Annotated in this window: 23 protein-coding genes and 1 riboswitch; of the genes, 3 read left to right on the top strand and 20 right to left on the bottom strand. The window is 36.0% G+C overall.

Annotated features, from left to right (window positions below):
• Window positions 1-83 precede the first annotated feature (83 nt).
• The 8 genes from queF to RTL21_RS05300 form a co-directional block, all read right to left on the bottom strand.
• Window positions 84-584, bottom strand: coding sequence for a preQ(1) synthase (gene queF, locus RTL21_RS05265; RefSeq protein ID WP_312094054.1), 501 nt, complete (start codon window positions 582-584; stop codon window positions 84-86).
• Window positions 585-711: 127 nt separating this feature from the next.
• Window positions 712-758, bottom strand: a riboswitch (PreQ1 riboswitch).
• Window positions 759-895: 137 nt separating this feature from the next.
• A complete protein-coding gene (gene mnhG, locus RTL21_RS05270; RefSeq protein WP_312094056.1) occupies window positions 896-1,276 on the bottom strand; it encodes a monovalent cation/H(+) antiporter subunit G in 381 nt (126 codons plus the stop codon).
• A complete protein-coding gene (locus RTL21_RS05275) occupies window positions 1,254-1,538 on the bottom strand; it encodes a Na(+)/H(+) antiporter subunit F1 (protein ID WP_312094058.1) in 285 nt (94 codons plus the stop codon). The genes mnhG and RTL21_RS05275 overlap by 23 nt, the downstream gene beginning before the upstream one ends.
• Window positions 1,531-2,013 (bottom strand): Na+/H+ antiporter subunit E, encoded by a 483-nt coding sequence (locus RTL21_RS05280; RefSeq protein ID WP_312094060.1) that lies wholly within the window; start codon window positions 2,011-2,013, stop codon window positions 1,531-1,533. Before RTL21_RS05280 ends, RTL21_RS05275 begins: the two co-directional genes overlap by 8 nt.
• Before the next feature lie 36 nt (window positions 2,014-2,049).
• A complete protein-coding gene (locus tag RTL21_RS05285) occupies window positions 2,050-3,534 on the bottom strand; it encodes a Na+/H+ antiporter subunit D (protein ID WP_312094062.1) in 1,485 nt (494 codons plus the stop codon).
• Window positions 3,527-3,865 carry a Na(+)/H(+) antiporter subunit C gene (locus RTL21_RS05290; RefSeq protein WP_312094064.1) on the bottom strand — a complete coding sequence of 113 codons (339 nt, stop codon included), beginning with the start codon at window positions 3,863-3,865 and terminating at the stop codon, window positions 3,527-3,529. Before RTL21_RS05290 ends, RTL21_RS05285 begins: the two co-directional genes overlap by 8 nt.
• Window positions 3,865-4,290, bottom strand: a complete 426-nt coding sequence (locus RTL21_RS05295) for a Na(+)/H(+) antiporter subunit B (RefSeq protein ID WP_312094066.1) — start codon at window positions 4,288-4,290, stop codon at window positions 3,865-3,867. The genes RTL21_RS05290 and RTL21_RS05295 overlap by 1 nt, the downstream gene beginning before the upstream one ends.
• Window positions 4,274-6,691, bottom strand: a complete 2,418-nt coding sequence (locus RTL21_RS05300; protein ID WP_312094068.1) for a Na+/H+ antiporter subunit A — start codon at window positions 6,689-6,691, stop codon at window positions 4,274-4,276. Before RTL21_RS05300 ends, RTL21_RS05295 begins: the two co-directional genes overlap by 17 nt.
• 229 nt (window positions 6,692-6,920) lie before the next feature.
• On the opposite strand from RTL21_RS05300, the gene RTL21_RS05305 reads away from it, so the two are divergent.
• Window positions 6,921-7,613, top strand: coding sequence for a universal stress protein (locus tag RTL21_RS05305; protein WP_312094070.1), 693 nt, complete (start codon window positions 6,921-6,923; stop codon window positions 7,611-7,613).
• A gap of 42 nt (window positions 7,614-7,655) precedes the next feature.
• Here RTL21_RS05305 and RTL21_RS05310 read toward each other — a convergent pair whose 3' ends face one another.
• From RTL21_RS05310 to RTL21_RS05320, 3 genes are all read right to left on the bottom strand, one after another.
• Window positions 7,656-8,213 carry a tyrosine-type recombinase/integrase gene (locus RTL21_RS05310; RefSeq protein WP_312094072.1) on the bottom strand — a complete coding sequence of 186 codons (558 nt, stop codon included), beginning with the start codon at window positions 8,211-8,213 and terminating at the stop codon, window positions 7,656-7,658.
• Window positions 8,214-8,627: 414 nt separating this feature from the next.
• Window positions 8,628-8,756, bottom strand: coding sequence for a hypothetical protein (locus RTL21_RS05315; RefSeq protein WP_312094073.1), 129 nt, complete (start codon window positions 8,754-8,756; stop codon window positions 8,628-8,630).
• Window positions 8,757-8,856: 100 nt separating this feature from the next.
• The gene (locus tag RTL21_RS05320) at window positions 8,857-10,134 is read right to left on the bottom strand and encodes a histidine--tRNA ligase (protein WP_312094075.1); all 1,278 of its coding nucleotides are present in this window, start codon (window positions 10,132-10,134) and stop codon (window positions 8,857-8,859) included.
• 344 nt (window positions 10,135-10,478) lie between these two features.
• Between RTL21_RS05320 and RTL21_RS05325 the strand changes: the two genes are divergently transcribed.
• Entirely contained in the window at window positions 10,479-11,117 is a 639-nt protein-coding gene (locus RTL21_RS05325) for a copper homeostasis protein CutC (protein WP_312094077.1), read from the top strand.
• Window positions 11,118-11,192: 75 nt separating this feature from the next.
• Here RTL21_RS05325 and RTL21_RS05330 read toward each other — a convergent pair whose 3' ends face one another.
• From RTL21_RS05330 to RTL21_RS05370, 9 genes are all read right to left on the bottom strand, one after another.
• Window positions 11,193-11,951: an alpha/beta hydrolase gene (locus RTL21_RS05330; protein WP_312094079.1), complete on the bottom strand. Its 759-nt coding sequence runs from the start codon at window positions 11,949-11,951 to the stop codon at window positions 11,193-11,195.
• A 9-nt stretch (window positions 11,952-11,960) separates the two neighbouring features.
• Complete coding sequence (locus RTL21_RS05335; protein ID WP_312094081.1) at window positions 11,961-12,932, bottom strand: LacI family DNA-binding transcriptional regulator; 972 nt, start codon at window positions 12,930-12,932, stop codon at window positions 11,961-11,963.
• 18 nt (window positions 12,933-12,950) lie between these two features.
• On the bottom strand, window positions 12,951-16,244 hold the full coding sequence (locus RTL21_RS05340; protein ID WP_312094083.1) for a GH36-type glycosyl hydrolase domain-containing protein: 3,294 nt from the start codon (window positions 16,242-16,244) through the stop codon (window positions 12,951-12,953).
• A gap of 31 nt (window positions 16,245-16,275) precedes the next feature.
• A complete protein-coding gene (locus RTL21_RS05345) occupies window positions 16,276-18,435 on the bottom strand; it encodes a glycoside hydrolase family 3 N-terminal domain-containing protein (RefSeq protein WP_312094085.1) in 2,160 nt (719 codons plus the stop codon).
• A gap of 11 nt (window positions 18,436-18,446) precedes the next feature.
• Window positions 18,447-19,277: a carbohydrate ABC transporter permease gene (locus RTL21_RS05350; RefSeq protein ID WP_312094087.1), complete on the bottom strand. Its 831-nt coding sequence runs from the start codon at window positions 19,275-19,277 to the stop codon at window positions 18,447-18,449.
• 12 nt (window positions 19,278-19,289) lie between these two features.
• Window positions 19,290-20,120 carry a carbohydrate ABC transporter permease gene (locus RTL21_RS05355; protein WP_396954420.1) on the bottom strand — a complete coding sequence of 277 codons (831 nt, stop codon included), beginning with the start codon at window positions 20,118-20,120 and terminating at the stop codon, window positions 19,290-19,292.
• Between the two features lie 220 nt (window positions 20,121-20,340).
• Window positions 20,341-21,588, bottom strand: coding sequence for a sugar ABC transporter substrate-binding protein (locus RTL21_RS05360; protein WP_312094091.1), 1,248 nt, complete (start codon window positions 21,586-21,588; stop codon window positions 20,341-20,343).
• A 241-nt stretch (window positions 21,589-21,829) separates the two neighbouring features.
• Window positions 21,830-22,861, bottom strand: a complete 1,032-nt coding sequence (locus RTL21_RS05365; RefSeq protein ID WP_312094093.1) for a polysaccharide pyruvyl transferase family protein — start codon at window positions 22,859-22,861, stop codon at window positions 21,830-21,832.
• A gap of 89 nt (window positions 22,862-22,950) precedes the next feature.
• Window positions 22,951-23,412, bottom strand: coding sequence for a hypothetical protein (locus tag RTL21_RS05370; protein WP_312094095.1), 462 nt, complete (start codon window positions 23,410-23,412; stop codon window positions 22,951-22,953).
• Between the two features lie 149 nt (window positions 23,413-23,561).
• On the opposite strand from RTL21_RS05370, the gene RTL21_RS05375 reads away from it, so the two are divergent.
• A complete protein-coding gene (locus RTL21_RS05375; RefSeq protein ID WP_312094097.1) occupies window positions 23,562-23,969 on the top strand; it encodes a VOC family protein in 408 nt (135 codons plus the stop codon).
• The last annotated feature ends 226 nt before the right edge of the window (window positions 23,970-24,195 follow it).

Genomic DNA, 24,195 nt, shown 5'->3' on the forward strand with positions numbered 1-24,195 from the left:
TTTATTAATAAGACAGATTTTAATTTAAAATGCTAAAAACCTGTCAACTACTCAATATAATGAGTTGTTAACAGGTTTTTATATTATCTATTATCTACTTTTTCTGGGTACATATCATGGTTCATTAAACGATGTGCTGCCATTTCTTCAAATTTTGTCCCTGCTTTTCCATAATTGCACCATGGATCAATTGAAATGCCTCCGCGCGGTGTGAATTTTCCCCATACCTCGATATATCTTGGATCCAATAGCTTGATTAAATCATTCATAATAATATTGACACAATCTTCATGAAAATCGCCATGATTGCGGAAGCTGAATAAATATAATTTAAGCGATTTACTCTCTACTATTTTCTTGTTTGGTATATAGGAAATATACATTGTTGCAAAGTCAGGTTGTCCTGTTATTGGACAAAGGCTAGTGAACTCTGGACAATTAAATTTTACAAAATAATCTCTATCAGAGTGAAGGTTATCTACCGATTCTAACACCTCTGGTGCATAATCGCTTTTATATTGGGTATTTTGATTTCCTAATAAAGTTAAATCCGTTAATCCTTCTTCTTTCTTTCTTCCAGACATAAAAAAATCCTCCTTGTTTGGTGTTTCCCAACACTGCTTAAAAGAGAGGTGTTTTACCTTACGCAGAAAACTAGCTGAATAAAAACAAAAAAGCCATATCCTTTTATGGACATGGCGTTGATTGCATGTATCCATAGTTTTTTATAGAGGGTATTCGCTATGAACCTCTCCCGCCTCAGTACGGGTATATCTTTTTTAACTATATAGAAAGAGCAAAAATTCGTCAATTAGAAATTAATAAATTAATATGGCTGAAAATTAAGTTTTACATACCCAAATCTCTATTTTCCTTTTTTCACTTAAAAATTAGCCTACTTATGCTGAATGTCTATTGTTTCGATTCCTTCCTTTTCCATTTCTTCCTTTAAATCGTCCTGTACGGTTACATCTGCAAGCTTTACTTTGGAACGGTAAGCTGAACGAACTACTACATGGGATGCGACTGGCGAAGTCAGAAAAACAAAAAATATTCCTAGAAATAAACGAATGCTAAAATTACCTTCTATTATAAAAAAGACAAATGTACCAATAAGAGTAAAAAGCACTCCCATGGTAGAGCTTTTCGAAGCAGCATGTGATCTTGTATACACATCTGGCAGCCTTATTAGCCCTAATGAGCTAAGAAAGCAGAAGATAGCCCCGCAAAATATTAGCAGAACTGCTATAAACTCAATCGGATTGTTTCCGCTCAATGACTACACCTCTTTCAATATATCGGGCAAATGCAATCGTTCCAATAAACGATAGGATTCCAATCAATAAAATCACTTCAAAAAAACCTGTATTTCGAAGTAACACAGAAAAGATAGCTACTCCCGCAATTAAGTTGATTCCTAAACAATCTAGTGCTTGTATTCTATCTAGAGCAGAGGGGCCTTTGACCAGCCGATATACTGTTGCAAGGATAGATAGAATAAGTAAAATTAAGGAGCCTACCAATAAGTTATCAATCATTACGAGTCACCTTCTTTATAGCCTTTTCAAATATTTCCTTCGAACGAAAAATTGATTCCTTTTGAGCAGGAATATCCATTGCATGGATAAAAAATTTTTTATTATCGGGGGTCACCTCAATAACAACCGAACCTGGGGTTAAATTCATCAATAATGCTAACAAGGAAACCTCCAATTCTCCCTCTAATTCCGTCTCTAAGGAAAATATTCCTGGAGAAATATTAAGCTGAGGTTTCGTTATTTGTCGAATGACGACTACACTCGATGTAAACAGTTGTTCAATAAATACTAGGAACAACTTAACTACTGCAAAAAATGTCTCTAAATAAAATTTAGTTGGCATATAACGACGCAATATAAAAAGAACGAGTATACCAAATAAATAACCTGTAAAGAAAGTCAAAACATTCCATGTGTCCTGCAAAAACATCCAGACGACACCTATTAACAAGTTAATTAGTATTTGCATGGGCATAGTTACCACCCCTTTCCAACTATTAAATTACTCCTTTTATTTTCCATTCCCCAAAACAGCTTCTATATAATTAAGAGGATTCATTAACCCTTCCACTGCCATATCTACATATTCATGTATCCCTTCTGTTCCAAGGCCTAATGCAATCGTCAAGAAAGTTAGCAGAGCAATTGGGAGCATCAATCCCTTTGTTGTCCCTTTTTCTTGTTCCAGCGTCAAATCCGTATAACCCCAGAACACAGACATAAATACTTTCATAATAGAATAAAGAACAAACAAACTACTAATCAGTCCGAATGCGCCAAGCCAATAATAACCTGCAGTAAACGTCCCTTCTGTGATAAATATTTTTCCTAGAAAACCACTTAAAGGAGGAATACCAGATAAAGACAATGCTGCAATAAAGAACATCCAGCCTAATTGAGGATGCAAGCGGATTAATCCATTCATATCATCTAATTTACTTGTCCCCGTAAGATGAATAATGGTACCCCCTAATAGGAAAATAAGTGCTTTTATCACCATATCATGAATGAAATAATAGATAGAACCAGTCATCCCTACTGTTGTGTAAGTAGCGACTCCTGCTAAAATAAAGCCAACACCAATGACCACATTATAGGTCATCACCCTATGAATATCTCTATAAGCAACTGCTCCAATTGCTCCAAGTGTCATCGTGATAGCTGCAAGTATGCCAATTAATAGATGGGTAATGTGTACCTCATGGTAAAAAATCAATGTAAATACTCTGATAATCGCATACATTCCGACTTTTGTTAAAAGGGCCGCAAATATAGCGGAAATGGCTGTTGGTGGAGCACTATAGGAGCCAGGAAGCCAGAAGAATAAAAATAACCCTGCCTTTAAGCTAAACACCATTAAAAATAAAATAGCTACCGTTGTCATTAATCCATCCTGACCAACTTCAGCAATTCGAACGGACAAATGCGCAAAGTTTAGCGTTCCAGTAATCGCATATAAATAAGCAATTGCCACAAGAAATAGAAAAGAAGAAATAATGTTAATTAAAATATATTTAATCGACTCTCTTAATTGAACCCTTGTTCCTCCTAAAGAAATTAATACATAAGAAGCCACAAGCATTACTTCAAAGCAAACAAATAGGTTGAAAATATCCCCTGTAAAAAAGGAACCATTTACCCCCGTTATCAGAACCAAAAATAACGGATAAAAGTAATGTTTTTCCCTTTGCTCACCGATTGAATAAAAGGCGTACAATAAACAACAAAAGCCAACAACACTCGTAACTAAAACAAGTATCGCTGCAAACATATCTGCAACCATACTAACGCCAAACGGTGCCTCCCATCCCCCTAACTGAATGGACTGAATTCCTTCTGCTTTAATTTGATTAATTAAAATGAGAGTTACAGTAAAAACGGAAATAATCGCCACCAGGCTTAATATCCGATGAAGTATCACTTTGTCTCTAAAAATCACCATAATCATCGCGAATACGATAGGAAGGATGATCGGCAATATCACAAGATTATTCATCCTCATTACCCCTCAGTAGATCAGTATCATCAGTGCCAAGCACTTTATATGCACGATAGCTTAGGACTAAAAACAAACCCGTCGTTGCAAAGTTTATAACAATGGCCGTAAGCAGTAATGCTTGCGGAAGGGAATCCGCAAAAGTGTGATCCGTTATTCCTAAAAGCGGTGGACCACCCTTGTTCAATCCACCCATTGTAATAATCAGCAAATTTACACCGTGACCAAGAATTGAAGTTCCTAAAATAATTCGTAATAACGTCTTTGTTAAAATAAGATAAATTCCGATGGAAAATAATATTCCCACTAGAATAGACATTAACGTCTCCATTATCGATCATCCCCAATCGTCATAATAATGGTTATCGCTGTACCGATAACGGCTAGAGCCACTCCTATATCGAAAATAACAGCCGTTGCTAGCTCCGTTTTTCCGAAAACGGGCAAATCAAAGTACCCGAATGCTTGGGTCAAAAATGCTTCACCAAATACCATTCCACCAACTCCTGTTAAAACAGCAATTAGCACACCTACCCCTGCTAAAACTTTAAAATCAACAGGAATGTATTTTCGAACAGTCTCAATATCAAAGGTGAGAAAAAGCAAAATAATCGCGGCAGCAAAAGTGAGACCACCAATAAAACCTCCACCTGGATAATGATGTCCAGAGACAAAAAGATTGATTGCAAAGGTGAGGATAATCACAACAGCAACCTTTGTGACACTTCGAATAATAATATCATTTGGTTTCTTCATTCTTATCCCCTCCCACTAGCCTTACCTTTATTAATGTGTACACACCTAGACCGGCAACTGTAAGCACAAGAATCTCTAACATTGTATCTATTCCTCGGAAATCAACTAAAATAGCATTTACAATATTTTTTGCTCCTGCTAATTTATACGAGTCCTCATAATAGCTCGAAATAGGGTCAAATAGATGTGTTCCATTAGCAGAAAGAGCGACAATGGTCACAACTGCCCCTACTCCTATAGAAACAATGGCATTTACCGCTTTGAAACGGATCCTACTAATTTCCTTCTTCAACTGTGGCAAATGATAGAAGCAAAGTAGGAATAAAACAGTCGTTACTGTTTCTACTACTAATTGAGTCAGTGCTAAATCTGGAGCTCTAAAAAGGACAAAGAAAAAGGAGACAAGAAAACCTAGCGCTCCGACTGCTACAATCGATGTAATCCTAGACTTCGAGAAGAGAACAGTAACGGAGCTAATAACCATCGCAACAACTATTCCAATATCAAAAAAACTAATGGGAGAATCGTGAGTTGTATCAAAAGTAACTCCATTAAACAGCAGCAAGGAACCACCGATAATTACTATGATAAAACCAAATATATAGACTAAATAATCGCGTAGGAATCCTGTCATATAGAAATTAGTAATAGTTTTTGACAGTTTCTCCATGTATTCCAACCCTAGATTATATAAATTGCTCAATGTAATAGCCTGTGGATAGAAACGATAAATTTTGTACCATTTTCTTAAAAGTAAATATAAAATCGTTCCTAATACCACAACGCCAATGGTCATCCAAAGTTCAGCATTAAACCCATGGAAAGCACTGATTTTTTTAGATTCTACCGTATGTGCGAGAGACGGCAACACCGATGCAAACGCTGGTTTTAATAAATACTTTGACACTACATTTGGTATAAAGAAGAAAAGAATAACAAGTACACCTAAGATAATAGGCGGGATTAACAATCCAATTGGTGCTTCATGCACCTCTTTATCTAATTTTGGCGCTTTATTTTTTCCTCTAAATGTTTTGAAAACTAAGATCATACAATAAACAAACGTAAAGACACTTGCAATCCACGCAATAATTGGAAGAAACATACCGATGTGCTGGAGATTGAATATTTTCATATGAGAAACATTCACTACAGCCGTTAAAAACATTTCCTTACTTAAGAAACCGTTAAATGGGGGAAGACCTGCCATCGAAAAACCGCCAATTACAGTAAGCGTAAAGGAAACGGGCATTAAATGAATTAATCCACCCAGCCTTCTAAGATCACGCGTACCAGTCTCATGGTCGATAATTCCTACTATCATAAATAGGGAACCTTTAAAGGTGGAATGGTTTACTAAATGAAAAATAGCCGCAAAAATCGCTGCTGCATATAATCCTGCCTCCGCCACTTCTAAATCGTGATACAGCGCAGCAGATCCTAACCCTAGCAAGCTCATGATTAATCCTAATTGACTAATGGTGGAATAAGCTAATAATGCTTTTAAGTCAGTCTGTTTTACTGCATTAAAGGATCCATAAAGCATTGTAAATATTCCAACTCCTACAACAAGCCAAAACCACTCTGCTGTACCGCCAAAAATCGGTGTTAAACGAGCAACTAAATAAATTCCTGCTTTCACCATCGTGGCGGAGTGTAAATACGCGCTAATTGGTGTAGGTGCTTCCATTGCATCAGGAAGCCAAATGCTAAACGGAAATTGTGCCGATTTCGTAAATGCACCAAGTAAAATAAGAAGCATTGCTGGTATAAATAATTCATGGCTCTGAATAAGAGGAATATTTATTAAGGTCTCTCGAATGCTTGTCGTGTCTGCCATAATAGACAGCATGATCAATCCAGCTAACATAGCTAGCCCGCCAAAAACAGTAATCAGCATCGCCTTTTGTGCACCATATCTAGAGCGATCCCTTTCATACCAATAAGCAATTAGTAAAAAGGATGATACACTGGTAATTTCCCAAAAAACATATAAAACAAAATAATTGTCCGACACTACTAACCCAAGCATCGCTCCCATGAACAACAATAAATATACATAGAAGTTATGCAAAGCTTCACGATGCTTGGATAAATAGAAAATAGAATAAAGAATCACCAAAGATCCTATTCCTGCAATCAATAATCCAAATACTAAGCTAAGCCCATCCAAATACGTAGTAAAGTTAATGTTATAAGCAGGTATCCACTTAACTGTAGAAGTAAACACCTCTCCCTTCGCTATTTTCGGGATGTACATCAACAGGAAAACAAAAATGGTTAATGGAACAAACAGTACGAACCAGCCAGTATGAATTCGTGGCGTTAGCCTTTTATATATAAAAGGTACAATTAGTGCAAACATAAATGGCAACAAAATCATAAAATGTAACCAAGTCATTTCTTATCCCCCTCCTTTAAGCATGTTTCTATTTTGAGCTCTTTTATGACGAAAATGTATTTATAATGGCAACTATGTCTACCCTTACTATTAGTAAAAGAAACGGAATATATTTGTCATTTGGATAATTTAAGAAATGCATTGACTCATAAAGTAGCATACGTTATAGTCATACATAGTTTATTATTAGTGGTGTAAATCATTCACATCTATTGAGGTGAAAAAAATTATGGTAAATGGAAAAGAACGCATGGATGAAAGTATTCTAGTATGCGTTTATTACGGACCTAACGGTGAACGTCTTATACAAAGAGGCTGTAAATTAGCTAATATGCTTGATTGTCCACTCTACATCCTAACTGTGGATTCAAAACCATTTGATGAGCTGGATGCAGAGAAATCAAATTATATTGCTAGATGGAAAGAATTAGCTGAACGTCATAGTGCCGACGCGTTTATCATTAAAGATAAGGAATCGAGGCCAATCTCTAAAGTCATCGCAGAAGTAGCTAGAGAAAAGAAAATCACACAAATTGTTCTTGGTCAAACTGCACAAAGTCGTTGGGAACAGATTGCCAAAGGCTCTATTATTAACTCGTTATTACGCGAAATCCCTTTTGTTGATCTTCACATTATTTCTGTTGCCCGCTTTTTAAAAAATCCAGAAGGGCAATATGAAAAAGGTGTACGTGCATATCTAGTAAAAGAAGAAAATGGATACCGCCTAATTTTCAATCATACAAAACATGTTGTGTATGAAGGAATTTTCTTTAAAGAACACGGTACAGATTTCAATAACGGTGTGTTTAAATTTATGAAAGATAAAGAAACATTGCAAGTACAAGTACACGAGGATATTGTTAACGAATTAACAAATGTTGATATCGATACAAATGCTAGTAATGATGATGACTATCTATAATCATGCTATTCTCCACCAATATGGTGGAGTTTTTTTGTTTATTTAGAGATTGACATCTACTTTCACTAATCTTTTTTCATGCTTTTCGATACCTATATATTTTAGCGTTTCAGACCGGGAAGTATGATTATATACTTTCATCAGTAAGGAAATCGCAATCCCTTTTCGATACGCATGATAGCCAAATGTTTTTCTCAATGTGTGCGTTCCAATTTTCCCAGAAATTCCAACTAACTTCGCTGCCTTATTAATAATCCGATAAGCTTGCTGGCGGGTAATTGGTTGATTATTTTTCTGTGACTTAAAAAGAAACTCATCCTCTTCGAATTCATGTTCCTCCATATATTTCTCTAACTCAGTATGCACCTTACTGTTTAAATAATAGGCCTTTACTTCATCAGAATCATGAAGATACAAAAACTCTTTCATCCCTGATTCATCTCTTACATCCCGAACCTTTAATGCCAGTAGATCACTGACTCTTATTCCTGTATTAATGCCTAAAACGAAAAGGAGCAAATCTCGTTGTGATTGTTTTCGTAATATTTCTTTAATCGCATTAATACTTTCGATTTCTTTTATAGGATCGACATATTCCATCAGTTTGCCTCCCAATAATGTTACATAACTTTATGTTATCATCATTTAAGTAACATTACAACGAATAACTTTGAACTAAGTTCTTTTTCTTTTGTAGTATGCTTCATTAGTTTTTGAAATAGTCTTTTGATAGTTTTTGGTGAATTTGATTTTGGTTGCCGTCAGATGGGATTTTTATCAAAGAAAATAAAGACACGTTTTTTCGGTTCCCTTTCTGCTTTGCTTATTTATGAAATGGGCTTTGATATTGTTTCTCTGTTACCTTTTTTCTTGCCACCTTTTCCATTCGGGCTTAGAGAACCTTCCTCTGTTACCTTTTCACTCATCCACTCTTCCATTCGGGCTTAGAGAACCTTCCTCTGTTACCTTTTCTCTCGCCACCTTTTACATTCGGGCACAGAGAACCTTCCTCTGTTACCTTTTCTCTCGCCACCTTTTCCATTCGGGCACAGAGAACCTTTCTCTGTTACCTTTTCTCTCGCCACCTTTTCCATTCGGGCTTAGAGAACCTTTCTCTGTTACCTTTAAACCTTCTTTTTTCATAAAATGGCCTTTGATACTATTCCATTTTTCCTTTTACTTGTCATAACCTTTGCATAAATAAAGGCAGTAAATGCCTCTCATCTACTGCCGTGTCTAACAATTAATAATTATACTTTTCCATCCATTCTTCCCTTGATTCCATATCCCTCACTTTATATGTGTTACTTTCCACTTCCTCATCTCCGAGCATAATCACCTTTTTCACCCCTTCTTTATTTGCTTTCTCTAAAGCTTTCGCCAATTTTTTCTTTCCTAATTCGAGCTCCACCTTAAACCCTTTGTCTCGAAGTGTTTTCGCAACTAAAAAGGCCTCCAGCGGTCGACCAATCGGAATAATATAGTAATCCAACTTTGCATCATCTAAATCAACCTTGTCTACTAATAGAGCAGATAATATAACATCCAAACCAAAGGAAATGCCAACCGTTGCATAGGTTTCCCTGGACCCAATTAAGCCACCTATCGCATTGTCATATCTTCCACCACTGCCAATGCTCGACTTCACTCTTTTATCAGATAAGAAAATTTCATAAATCGTTCCTGTATAAATTTCAAGACCTCTCGCAAGAAATGGATTAAATACGCAATATTGCTCAAGTCCTAACCGCTCTATATAAGATTGTAATTCGTTCCATTCTTCCATCCCTTGTCTAATGCTCTCTTCTTTTTCTGCCAACTGTTGATAGTACTCTATTATGCCGATTAAATCCTTTTGTAAAAAAGTATCAATAGCCTCTATCATCGTTTGTTCTAATCCAGCATCTCTTAGTTCTTCCTTTATTTTATCTTTACTAATTTTTTCGATTTTATCTACTATCAAAATTACGCGGTTTATCATTTGTCCCGTTATATTTAATTGACGAAGAAATCCAACTAATAATTTCCGATTATTGTATTGTATCGTTACTTCCATCTTTAACTTTTTAAATATATCCAAAGCCATCATCATCAGCTCTGCTTCTGCCATTTGCGATGGAACGCCTACAATATCGACATCACATTGTGTAAACTCCCGATATCTACCTGTCTTTATCGGTCCATCTCTAAAAACCTTGCCAATCTCATAACGTTTAAAGGGCATTTTTATCGTTGGATTCATCGCAACTACTTTCGCAAAGGGAATCGTTAAATCATAGCGCAACGCAAGCTCCCTTTTGCCTCGATCAGACAAAGTGTACATCTCTTCTAAAATTTCCGCTCCACCTGCGTATTTCGAAGCAAGCAAATTTTGATAATTTAAGATCGGTGTCTCAATAGGCTTACAGCCATACTGAATAAATACATTTTCAATCGTTCTTCTAATATTTCTTCTGATTCCTTCCTCTCTCGGCAAATAATCCAGCGTTCCTTTTACATTTTGATAATTCATCTTTTTCATTTTTTCATTTCCTCCTATTTAAAATAAAATAAAAAAACCGCCCTTGATTTAAGTAGTTAAAACTTAATCAAATGCGGTTTCATGAGAAATAGTCTTCCTATGTACGATTTTTAAATCGAAATAGCAAGACTATTTTTTATGATGATGTAATTGTGAAAGGTTGATACTGAACGTGACTTTAACCATTTCAATCACCTCTTATTTTCCAAATACTTTAACATATCGGAATTTGGAAAACAATACCTATTTTAAAAACTTTCAATATCGCTCCCCACCTCCCACAATCCAAATATGATTATGGTAAACTAAGTTAAATTAAACTTGTTTTAGTAGGTGAATAAATAATGATAAAAGAAGTCTGCGTAGAAAATTTTACACATATCCCAAGTGCTATTCAAAAAGGATCAGATCGAATTGAGCTCTGTGACAATCTAGCAGTAGGGGGAACGACTGTTAGCTATGGTGTTGCTGCAAAGACCATTTCCTATTGCCGAAAAACAAATACGAAGGTGATGGCTATCGTCCGTCCGAGAGGCGGTAACTTCATTTATGACGAAGATGAAGTAGAAATTATGTGCCAAGATATTCTTCTATTTAAGCAACTCGGAATAAACGGGGTCGTTGTGGGTTGTCTAAATAAGGATGCTTGGATTGATGAAGAGGCGATGAAAAGGTGCTTAACTGCCGCTACAAATATGGAGGTTACCTTTCATATGGCCTTTGATCATATTGCGCCAAAGCTAAAATATCAAGCAATCGACTGGCTCATTTCCCATCAAGTAAACCGGATTTTAACACATGGCGGTCCTTTATCTACTAGAATAGAAGACAATATACCTATGCTAAAAAGTTATATAGAATACGCCTCTGGAAAAATCATTATTATACCTGGTGGCGGAATTACTCAAGCAAACCTTCCTTTTCTATCCCTCCAATTAGGAATGGAGGAAGCACACGGGTCGAAAATTATTGGGGATTTATAACGGATTATTAAACTGTTCACTCTTTCATCTTGAAAACAAGCAAAGGGACTATCCTAGATTGGACAGTCCCTATCACTAATTATTCTCTCTATTATAGTTCTCATCAAACCATTTTAATACAATCTGAATGGTTTGATCCCAAAACGCCCAATTATGGTCACCTGGCATCTCAGCATAATGAAAATCTTTTATTTTTTCTTTCGCTTTCTCTCTAAACTTTAGATTATCTTGATAAAGAAAGTCTTCTGTACCACAGATTTGCAGCATAGCTATCTCATTGTTATCATCAAAGTTCTCTAATAAGTGAAATAAATCATTCTTGCTACCTTCCAGTTCATGAATTGATCCAAATATATTAGCAAATTGCTTATCTCTATTTCTATCTCTTTTCCACAATTCTACAACATCCATTGCACCAGATAACGAAGCGAAGCTATTAAACCGATTCGGATAAGTTAGAGCCAATTTTGTTGCACCATATCCTCCCATTGATAGGCCCGCAACAAAACTAGCCTCTTTCTTATCCGAAATACGAAACCATTTTCCAACTAAAGCTGGCAGTTCTTCTGATAAAAACGTCCAATAGCGATTCCCATGAACCATATCTGTGTAGTAACTTAAATCTACTTGAGGCATCACAATCGCAAATTCATAGTCTGAGGCATATCTTTCCAGTGATGTGGCAGTTAACCATGCTTCATCATTATCAGACCAACCATGTAGCAGATAAATAACGGGAATAGGGTTACTATTCTCTTTATCAGGAAGATATATATTCATAGAAGTAACTTTTCCTAAAACTTCAGAACGAAAATTCACTTTGGCAATAGCCATTTTATACACCTACTTTTTATTAGAGATAAAAGATTTTCCTTCTACAAAACTTGTGATGATTGATTCATCCTCTACTTCTTCATTATTGATTAGCTGAACAACCTTTTCAGCTGCAACCATTCCCCAGCGATGCTTAGAATAGGAAATCGTTGCTAATGATGGATTTAAAAAGGAGCCGATTTCTATATTATCAAATCCAATAAGAGAAATATCTGTACCTATTTCTCTATCTGTATTTCTAAAATATTTATAAATCCCCACAGCCATTTCATCATTAAAGGAAAAAACGGTAACTGGCGGACCAGTCATCTTCGAATGAATAATTTCCGCCGCTGCATATCCTGATTCCTCTGTGAATGCAGATGGGATAATCTCATAATTTATTCCATAGCGAGCTAATTCACGTTCACTCGCTTCCAACCTTTGGCAGCTATCAAATGCTTCCTCTGGTCCAGTTACTAAATAAACCTTTTCAGAATTACTGGAAATGATTTTTTCCATCGCCAGGGTCGCTCCGCCTTTGTTATCTAAAAGTACTTTTCTAACATTCGGGCAACTGATTTCCCGATCCAACACAACTAAAGAATGACCTCGATTAGCAAATTGAATAATTTCTTCGGTGCTAAAGGTCCAATCTAATATAATCCCTCCATCTACCATTCTTTCAGGAAGAAATAGATGAGACTTTTGCCCACTACAAACAATCATATCGTAGTTGTAATGAGCAAGACCTTTTTTAATCCCTTCTAGTAACTCTCCATAAAAGCTTCCACCATAATCAGCCAGGTAGACTGCTATAATTTTCGTTTCCTGCTTCTTCAATGTTCTCGCTGCCATATTAGGAATATAATTGAGTTCATTTGCAATAGCAGTTATTCTTGCACGAGTGGCTTCCGTTACCTTGGGACTGCCATTTAGTGCATAGGATACGGTAGAAATAGAAACTCCAGCTGCCTTAGCTATATCTTTAATCCCTACCATTGCCTTCACTCCTTCCTACTAGCAGTATATTTCTAATATATTTTCTTGTTGTAAGTGCTTCTTGATTACTTCTTTATCTAAGCATATTCCACCGATTCGATAAAGATTAGCTTCAAACTTACCTTCTACTACATTTCCATTGAAAATTACCCGTTTATCTTCCTGTCCTAGATGGTACTTAATTTTTACAGGCTTATCTAATAATTTAAACTCAACTATTAATCCATTTAATCTCTCAGGTAGAACCGGATCAATAATAAATGTATTCGCCGTTTGGCGTATTCCTAATACATTGCTTATCAACTGATTTATATAGATTCCTGGTCCGCTGGAGTAAATTCGCCATCCCCCTTTTACAGGAACATCGCCATTTTTAAGTTTATCAAAATTAGCTTGTGCTTCATACCTTGTTTTGAAATCGCCATCAGAACTGCTGAAATACACATTACTCTGACGAATAGCAGCATTTTCCACACGGTCTTTGATGCCAATTGGATTAATCGTATTTAATCCTTTCCACGTTTCTTCAGCCTTTCCTAACTTCGCCATTGCTTCAGTAAAACGAATATGGGCATGTACATACTGCAAACCGATTTCTCTTCCGAAATTAGCAGCCTGTTCCGCACGTTTAAAGTTTGTGCTTACCCCACCTCTATAGAATGCAGGACGATTCATTAAACGCACACCATCTGGAAAATATAAATTTTCTTTAATAATTTGATAATGATGCTCCGCCATCTCCGGTGTGATTAGTTCTGCAATCATACTTCTCGTCATAGGCAGTAATCGGTATTGAATATTTGTTTTTTCATCTTCTGGATGTATCATTAATTCCACATGATTCGAATCTTCCATATAGACAAATCCAGGAATCGTATCTGTGCTTAATATAAATCGATTATAATCCTCTTTGATATTTTTCACTAAACCAAGAAGATATTCTGCGTACTGATCATCATATCCATCTAATGCCTTTGCTAAATTACGTAATGTTTGGTAAGTAAGAGCGACAGTCCAGCTACTAGCCATATTTTTTTTCAATCTGCTATCATACGGCTGCAAAGTATCGTCCCAATCTCCATCCCCATAGCATGATAAATACGTATTCGGTAGAAAATTTGTTTCAATATAATGAATTTGTTTTTTTATATGCTCCAATAACGGGTATGAATCCTTTGTCTTTTCAAAAGTAGTTCGGTCCGTAAATGGAATAAGTTCCTCCAATATGCTGGTATCACCGGTGAATGACAAATAATCTCCTATAACCTTTAATGGCCATACAATTACATCACCATGACTTTCATCTGCCTTAATCTTTTCAAAGCGATCAAACATAAACCACTGTGGCCAATTGCCATCATTTTCGAATTGATTTGCATATACCTTTTTCAAAATTTCACGAACAATCTCCGGACGATTAACAGCAAAGAAATATTCAACCGGCCCTTGGGATACATCTCTTGTTCCCCACGCCGCACCGCCATACTGTTCTAATCCGTGTGGAGATAAATAATGAACGAGCATATTATGAGAATACCATCTACTAAGCAGGTTCATTCTTTCTACTTCTTCTTGGATCTGCGGATTCTCATGATTCATTTGAAAACCATTTATCAATTCATCCAGATAACGTTCATAGCTTTCCGTCTCTTGATCCTCGCACTTTAGATGATATTGATAATTTTCTTTATTCAAATTTCCTTGAATAGTAAGGTTTACTATATGCTCTTGATTTACCTCTAACATGATTAGCGGAAAGTTAGACGATTTCTTAGAAGAAACAAAGACCGTTTCATCTTTTAACGTAAAAGGTTGTTCTACATGTACATGATACGTTAATTCTGGATATCCTTGACCAACAGTAGAATTAGATTTGCCATTAAACGTGATGAGTTGATTTGATTCACTCCATTTAAATGGAACGGAATCTTCCCCATCATTCATCAAAATATGATTACTAATGATAAAATCATATTTTTTTCCTTTTTTACTCTCAATAATAAGTTTAATCTCGTGGTCTTCCACGGAAGTATAGTTTGTCACGACAATTAAGTCATCTGCAAGCTTGTAATACCATTTAGCGACATTAAAGCCCATTTCAAATGCAGATGGCATCGCTAATAACTGCCATTGATCCTTTACTTTCATATAAATGCGCTGACCAGATTTCTTCATGATATTTAGGGAATTTCTATTATTACTCATCATTTTGTTCATCGATGTGTTCCCAAGAACAATTTGCGAGTTAAAAATACCGTACATATAGACAGTTGTTGCCATTATCGGCTTATCTACTACTAAATCAGTCCCACTTAACAGAATATGTCCGTGCGGTCTTTCCATTTGAAGTTCCTTTTCCTTCAACACGACATGATGCTTTTTACTCGTGAAAAAGGACAAAAGCTTTTGATCTACTATCTCTTCTTCTATTTTATCACCAAATAAATCCTCTACTTCTTTGGATGTCAATCCTTCTGTTTGTACAACCTGATTTGCAACATTAACTATTTTATCCACTGGTTTCGCAACCGGTTCTGATTTGTCTACTTCTGCCCAAATAGTTTCTATTTGTTGATTAGTGAAATATGGTTTTTCTACAGCTGTTGGATGATCTTCTAAGACAGAACCATAAAAAATGATCGATTGCTTTTCTTGTGCTTTTAGTTTCTCTGTTTGTAAGGAAGCATAAGCCATTTCATATTGAAATACCTCTGTTGGTAAGGTTTCCTTTTGTAATGCTTCTGGAATATTGGTTTCTTTGTAGGACTTGCCAAAGAATTGATATCCATCCGTACTAAATCCGATTGTTTTTTGTAAACAGCCTTGCTGAAGATAAGGAAACTTCTTTCCTTGTGGCTGATTTTGCCTTGAAGAGATTGTATATCCGTGCTGCATATCGATGTGATGATCAATATATTGAGACACATAGGCCTCATTTGATTGAACTGCCCCTTTTGCTGCAATTCCAACATCCTGCCCATATAATAAATCGACTGTTTGATTCCCTTGTAAAGTAACTTCCCAAAACCATACATCCTGTGAGGTTAATAAAAACTTAACTTCATAGAATACTCCTTCAAAACTGCCGTTCCAAATTAATCCATGTTCACCTACTGATAGTTGACTATCTGATTGAACACCAAGTAATGGAGTTGACAGAATTTCCCCTTCCTTAAACACGCGTAAATAAATTTGATTAGCGCTACCATCTAATAGATTCCCGATAAGTTGGTTAACCATTATATCCTTATGACGGATTTCATATATATCTCCACTTGGAAGAAAAGTAAAAGTCGTATCATTCCTATTCAAAGTAATTGTTTGAGTATTCATGTCTTCATTCCTATCCTCTTATCTTTTTTAATTCAAAGCTTTTCGATTGAAGTTCTATACTGTTTGGTCCGACCATCACTTCAAAATCGCCCTCATCACTAGAGAATGTCATATTTCTATGTGTATACCGAAGCTGTTCCTCAGAAATCGTAAATGTTACTACTTGCTTTTCTCCACTTACCAAATCAACTTGCTTGAAGTCTTTTAATTCCTTAACCGGCCGTACCACTTCACCGACTAGATCTCGAATATATAGCTGGACTGTTTCTGTAACTAGATATTCCCCTCTATTCTCCACTTCCACTGTAACAGTTATGGTTTCTTCTTCTGATATAGTCTCTTTATCCAGCTGTAAATTACGATAAAAAACCTCACTATAACTTAATCCATAACCAAATGGATAACGCGCATAATTAGACACATCTAAGTACTTGGAAACATATTTTTCTTCTGGATTTTCTTCATAAGGACGACCCGTATTATCTACATTGTAGTAAATCGGCACTTGCCCAACATTTTCCGGAAAACTCATGCTCAAACGCCCACTTGGATTTACATCTCCATATAAAATGTCACTTAGTGCATTTCCGCCTTCTGTGCCAGGAAACCATGCTTCTACAATGGCAGCTGCTCCATCTAATTCACTAATATCTAATGGACGGCCATTGTATAACGTAACGATAATTGGTTTTCCAGTATCCTTTAATAGCTGGAATAGCTGAACCTGCTCTTTTGGCAAACGGATATCACTTCGACTAGCAGCCTCTCCACTCATCCATTCTTGTTCACCTAAAGCTAATACTATAACTTCTGCATTACTCGCTGCTTTGATTGCACTTGAAATCATTTCTTCTGATAGATCAAAGTAGTCACATGGCACTTCAGCAGGAATAATATGGGAAGATTTCTCTTGCATCCCCTCTAATAAGGAAATAGCTTCATCCATTTTCCCTTGCCAAGACCATGCTCCTAAAATATCCTGTGAGTCTGCTCCTGGTCCGACAACTGCCACTTTTTGATTCTTCGATAATGGCAATACACCATTGTTTTCTAGTAAAACAATCGATTTTGCAGCAATTTCCCTAGCAGCTTCTCTATGTGCTTTTGATAGAATTACTTCTTTCTCTCGCTCTATATCTGCTCCACGATGAGGATTTTCAAATAATCCTAAATCATTTTTCAATTCTAAAATTCTTAGAACAGCTTCATTTAACAGCTTTTCTTCTACTGTTCCTTCCATCAATAATTCCTTTAAATAATGAGCGTAACAAGTGGTCATCATTTCGATATCGACACCTGCTTTTATAGCAAGCTCAGCAGCCCTTTTTTCATCCCCAGCTACACCGTGAGCAATTAGTTCTTTTACCGCTCCCCAATCAGAAATAACTACTCCATCAAAGCCAAATTGTTCTCTTAACACCTTCCTAAAAAGCCATTCGTTTCCGGTTGCTGGAATTCCATCTACTGTATTAAAGGAGGTCATTACTAACTTTGCTCCCGCATCAAGCGCCGCTTTATAGCCCGGTAAATAATTCTCCCTTAATTGCCGTTCAGACATATCTACCGTATTGTAATCTCTCCCACCTGCCGGAGCTCCATAGGCTGCAAAGTGTTTAACACAAGCCGCTAGTCGATCTGTATCTTTTTTCAAATCTTCACCTTGGTAGCCATGTACAAGTGCTTTAGCAAATTCAGCATTTAAATAAGCATCTTCTCCTGTTGATTCCATTACTCTTCCCCATCTTGGGTCACGCACTAAATCAACCATTGGCGAAAAAGTAACATGCAAACCTGATACACTAGCCTCTAATCCAGAAATTTGTGCCATCTTTTCTGCAGCTTCCACACTCCATGAGCTACCTAATCCTAAGGGAATAGGGAAAATCGTCCGGAAACCATGAATAATATCCGCCATCATTAACGTTGGAATACCTAAACGGTGCTTATTCATATATTCTTTTTGGACACGAATCGCTTCCTCGGCCCCTGATAATCCTAATGTAGAACCAGCTTGTTTAATATTTTCTTCTGTTAACCCTAAATCTGTTAATGGCCCAGTCATTTCTTCACTATTTTTTGTATAAAAATCGGCTGAAAGCTGTAGTAGCTGATCTATTTTTTCTTCCACTGTCATTTCGTCCACTAAAGTAACTAACTCTTCTTGTCTCATTTACATGCTCCTTACTTTAATCCTGATACATTAAATCCTTGCAGGATGTATTTTTGGAAAATCATGAATACAATAATGATTGGAATAATCATAAAAGTAGAACCTGCCATCTGTAAGGCATAATTACTTGCGTATTGTCCTTTTAATAGTTGTAAACCAACGGATAAAGTGTAATATTTCTCATCGTTTGCCATAATTAACGGCCATAGGAATGAGTTCCATGCACCAATAAAGGTCAATATTCCTTGTACCGCAATAACCGGACGTGAAACGGGCATTATTATCTTCCAAAATATTTTCCATTCACTAGCACCATCTAACCGAGCTGCTTCTAATAATTCATTCGATATAGTTGACATAAATTGACGGAATAAGAAAATGGCAAAAGCTCCAACTAATCCCGGAAGAACAATTCCTGCCATCGTATTCGTTAAGCCCATTGCATTTAGGATCAAATAAACTGGTATCATAGTAACTTGCCCAGGTATCATCATTGTTGCAAGCACTAAATAAAAGAGAATATTTTTTCCCTTGAAGTTATATTTTGCAAACCCATACCCCGCCATGGCATTTAAAATTAATCCACCAAATGAGCATAGGACGATAATTAATGTGTTTTTTAAATACACTGCAAAGTTAAACGCAAAAAACAGTTCTTTAAAATTATCTAATGTAAACTCCTGTGGCCAAATTGTTGGAGGAAACTGCATAATTTCCGCATCTGTTTTTAACGAAGATAGGATCATCCATAGAAATGGGAGGACCATAAAAAATCCGCCAACAGTAAGAATAATTCCAACAATCCATTTTGAAGTTCTCGTTTGTTTTTGAGATGTATTCATAGCTTTTTCCTCCTATATTGATTCTTCGTCACTCTTACGCTGAATGCGGAATTGAATCAATGTAACAATAATAATCGCAATAAATAAAATAAACGATCCCGCTGCTGCATAACCAAACTTACTAAATTGGAAACCGTTTCGATAAATAAATAGCGCAACAGAAGTAGTACTATCTAAAGGTCCACCATTAGTCATAATAAATGGTTCTTCGAAGAATTGTAGCCAACCAATCATTGTCGTAATGGTTACAAAGAAAGTAGCAAACTTAAGCATCGGTATGGTAATTTGAAATAATTGTTGGCGTCGATTAGCCCCATCTAAGGAAGCAGCCTCATAGTATTCTTTCGGTATACCTTGAAGAGCCGCTAAAAAAATAATCATATTCGTACCAATTGCTCTCCATAGTGCGAGAATAATTAATGAAATTTTTGCCATAGTCGGATCTTGCAGCCATGGAACAGGAGAAACATTGATTAGAGATAGCAAATAGTTTAAAAAACCAAAGCTAGGGTTATATAGATAACTCCAAACCACTGCCACAGCGACCACATTTGTGATAGATGGCGTATAAAAAATCAAGCGGAAAAATTGAAATATTTTATTTTCGCCAAAGTTAATCATGACAGCAATTCCTAAAGAACAAGCGATAACTAAAGGTACTCCAATAATTACATAAAATAGGGTATTTCCAATTGACTTAAGGAAAACGGGATCTGTTAAAATTTCCTTATAATTACTTAATCCTACAAAATTAATTTGTGACCAATCCGCTAATCCAACTAGACTAATATCTGTAAAGCTAATAAAAAAGGCTACTACAATTGGAATCAAGGAAAACAACATTAGTAAGAGCAATGCAGGAGTTATAAATAAGTACGGGGCTCTTTTACTAGTAAAGTTTCTCAATTTTAAAGCACTTCCTTTACTTTAAATAGAAAAGGAGCATCTCTAGAAGGAAGATTCTATTTTCTAACGTATTCGATCAGGAATTATATTCCCGCTGACCGAACCGTTAGTATTCAGATAGCTTCCTCCAAAGGTCGAGATACTCCTCTCTGCTCGTTTATTTGCTTAAAACTTCTTCTGTTTCTGTATTAAACGCATCTAGTTCTGACTTCACATCTTCTCCACCTAGATAAATTTTCTCAAAATGCTTCAAATAGTTTTGCGCAATTTCTTCAAATTCAGGAATTAACGGCATTGGACGAGAATTTTCCATTTGCTGTCCAAATACTTCATATAATGGATCACCAGCTAACTTTTCATCATTCCAAGCTTCTTTTACTGTTGGCATTGCATTCGTTAATTCTAACCATTTTAATTGATTTTCCTTCTTCACCATAAAATCAATAAACTGTGCCGCTTGATCTTTTTTCTTTGAATGTTCAAATATCGTTAAATTAGATCCACCAAGACTTGAAAAATTATTCTCTTTACCAGAAGGAAGAACCGCAGTTGCCCATTTACCTTCTATATCCGGCACTGTTTCATTAACCGCTTTCACCATCCACGGACCACTAATAAACATTGGCACAATAGCATCACCTGAGAACGTTTGCGAAACATCCATACCCAAATCCTGTTTAGGTGCATAGCCTTTTTGAATCATATCATTTAGATAAGAAACTGCTTCAACAAATGAAGCTTCATTAAAGAGTGGTTTTCCGTTTTCAGACAATAACTCAGAACCGTTTTGACGAGCAAACATAAAGCCTAATGTTTGTTCCTTCGAGTCAACATTTAGTCCATACATGTTGTCTCCTCGTTCGGATAATTTTTTCGCTGCATCTTCAAGCTCATCCCATGTTTTAGGCGCCTCTTTATATCCAACAGATTCTAAAATATCTGTACGATAGAATAAAACTCTCGTTTCTGCTGCCCATGGGATTGCATAATATTTATCATCAAACTTTGTTGTTTCTACTGAACCTTCAAAAAAGTTATCAGGGTTTAAATTATCGTATTTTTCGATATACTCACCCATATCCGCCAATGCTCCAGCAGCTTGGAATTCCGGCATCCAAGTAGTACCCATTTGAAGTACATCAGGACCTTGTTTCGAAGCTACCGCTGTTAGTAATTTATCATGAGCACTAGCCCAAGGAATTGCTTGAATTTTAACTTCAATGCCAGTTTCTTTTGTAAATTCCTCTGCCATTTTCGGAAGTTGTTTCACTTCATCTCCCATTCCCCAAACCGTCAGTACTTCTGAGTTACTAGCATCATTTTTACTATCAGAACATCCCGCCATTAATCCAACTGCAAGTAATGCTGTGGTTCCTAGCAATGCAAATTTCTTTTTGAAATTCATACTTGTTTCCTCCATTTTTGATGAAAATTTTATAGAAACGTTTCGATATAAGTAAGTATATATTACGAATTATTATCTTGCAAGCGTTTTCTAATCGAATTATTTGATATTTTTTATAGAAACGTTTCACAAAACATAAAAAAGAATGCCCAACTATTCTTAAAGATACAAGCAATATCAACGGTTTTATTGATATTGCTTGTATCTTTACCTTTTGCTGAGACATTCTAAATCTTGTCAATTATCCTCTAAAAAAAGCTTTCAATACTTGGAAATCCTCTTTTACATCAATCTTATTTGGTTCTGCTTTTTGCAGCCTATCAATAATAGCTGGTATGTCATGTAAATCTTTATTATCGGTATATTCTATAAAAGATAACTCATGCAACCAGTCATTATAAGAATGTTTTGCTTTTCCATAGCTATTACCGAATACCAAACAAGGAGTCTTCGTGATAATAGAAAAAATCATTGCATGCAATCGATCCGTAATGATTAACTTTTTCGAACCCATTTTATCGAGCGTTTTTAAGAAGTAGGTTTCTCGGTCAGCATAATCAATCACCTCAACCTCTGAAAGAACAGTATCTGTTCGCTCCACTGAATTATCTTTTCCCACCAAGTTCATTAAGTCTGATACGAAGCTTTCTTCCGTTACTTTTTCCTTGTCCGCTCTTAAGACAAACAATACCCCCTCCCTTTCAAGGTCCCTCGGTTCAATGGAAAGGGATAGCACCATATCTGGAGTGTACAGTACATTTGCTTGAAAAGTATCTTTTAAGATTTTTAATGTTTGATTCTCTCTTGCTACTAAGGTGAGATTAGGATTTTTGTTATATGCGTCTTGACTTTTTTTCTTCTCTGCTTGTCCTTCCGCTGTATCCTCAAAAAAGGCAGATTGCGGGAACACAATTGTTCGATAATCTTTAAATGACTCGATTACCTTTCTGCGATCTTCCTCAATATCCAAATACAGACTTCCTAAATTCCCTCCACCTGTAAAACAAACAACATCATCCGCTTCAATAATCTTTTTAACTAGCTTTATTCCTTCCTCTGTAGCATAATCCATAATTTCAATATATTCATAGTACGGGAAGCAATTTTTTATAAATTTCTCTTCCGCATATGCTATTGCCTGATCCCCAATATTCGTATAACTCGGAGAGCCAAATAGAAACACTTTTCTTTTATTATTAAATAAAGTTTCCTGACTTACATTAGGAGCAATTCCTTTTACTATATTAAACTCTTTTCTCGCTTGATTTAACATAACTCCATTCCTCCTTCTATAGATCTTAGGGTTTATTGTCATGTACCCCAAATAAGCAGTATTTATTCTCCAACTAGTAACTTTCTCTCTTACTTCTGCTGTTTCCATGCCAATAAAATCGACTTTCCATCACTTGGAGCATTTTCTCCATAATCAAAAGGAAGCAACGAAAAAAAGATATGGTATAGAGAGAAATAGACAAATTGATAGAAAAAGGAGTTCTTTGGTAAAATTCCCTGAGTGATTAAATAATTGACCACTAGAATAGACAATAAGTTAAATAAAACGCCGCCTCCATGAATCAATATCTGTTGCCATCTCTTTTTCTTCTCCATCCCTCTATAAAGACATGAAGCGTCCACAAAATAGAACAAACGAACATGGATAGCACCTATACAAAATAATTCTTTTCCTTTACCAATGATTAAATCTCCCTTTTCTCCAAACAAACATACAAAAAACTGATGTCCTGTAGCATGAATCATGCTCACAATCGGTAATACAACGAAAAAGGCCCATGCAAATTTGTCAAGATCACTTAGAGAAAACATGCCCTCTCCCTTCTCTCCTCTTTAGGATGGACGGTTTACGTAACAGAAGTTAACCTTTAAAAATTAGATATATGTAAGATACCTCTACTATTTAAAAGTAAATCCTCTATTAGGAATTTGATAGATATTGGAAAAGATCCTATTGTATAATGGATATATCTTACAATTTTGTTGAAGGGAGAATTACTTTGATACAAAAAATTGGACAAATCGGTGTAACAGTAAAGAATTTAGATGAGGCTATTCACTTTTATAAAGAAAAACTTAGTCTTCCCCTTTTATTTCAAGCAGATAATATGGCCTTTTTTGATTGCAACGGTATACGCTTGCTTATCAGCTTGCCGGAAAATGAAGAATTTGATCATCCGAGCTCAACTATTTATTTTCAAGTGGAGAATATAAAAGTTGCTTATGAGAATTTAATTAAGAAGGAAGTTGAAGCTGTTAGCGAACCACACCTTGTCGCTAAAATGGGCTCGACCGAAACATGGATGGCATTCTTCCGCGATACTGAGGGAAATATACATGCATTAATGAGTGAAATAGAGGCTGCCTGATTAGGTAGCTTTTTTGTTTATCCTTTTTGGATTAAGTTGATGAATACCACTTTTCGCTTGGGCTTTTGACTTTTCGGTTTTCATTCACTTGATGAACACCACTTTTCCCTTGCGCTCATGCTTTTTTGGTTTTCATTCACTTGATGAACGCCACTTTTGACTTAGGCTCTTGCTTTTTCGGTTTTCATTCCCTTCATGAACACCACTTTTCCCTCTTGCTCCTGCT

Origin of the sequence: Niallia sp. (assembly GCF_031978665.1) — a bacterium.
Taxonomy (GTDB): domain Bacteria; phylum Bacillota; class Bacilli; order Bacillales; family Cytobacillaceae; genus Niallia.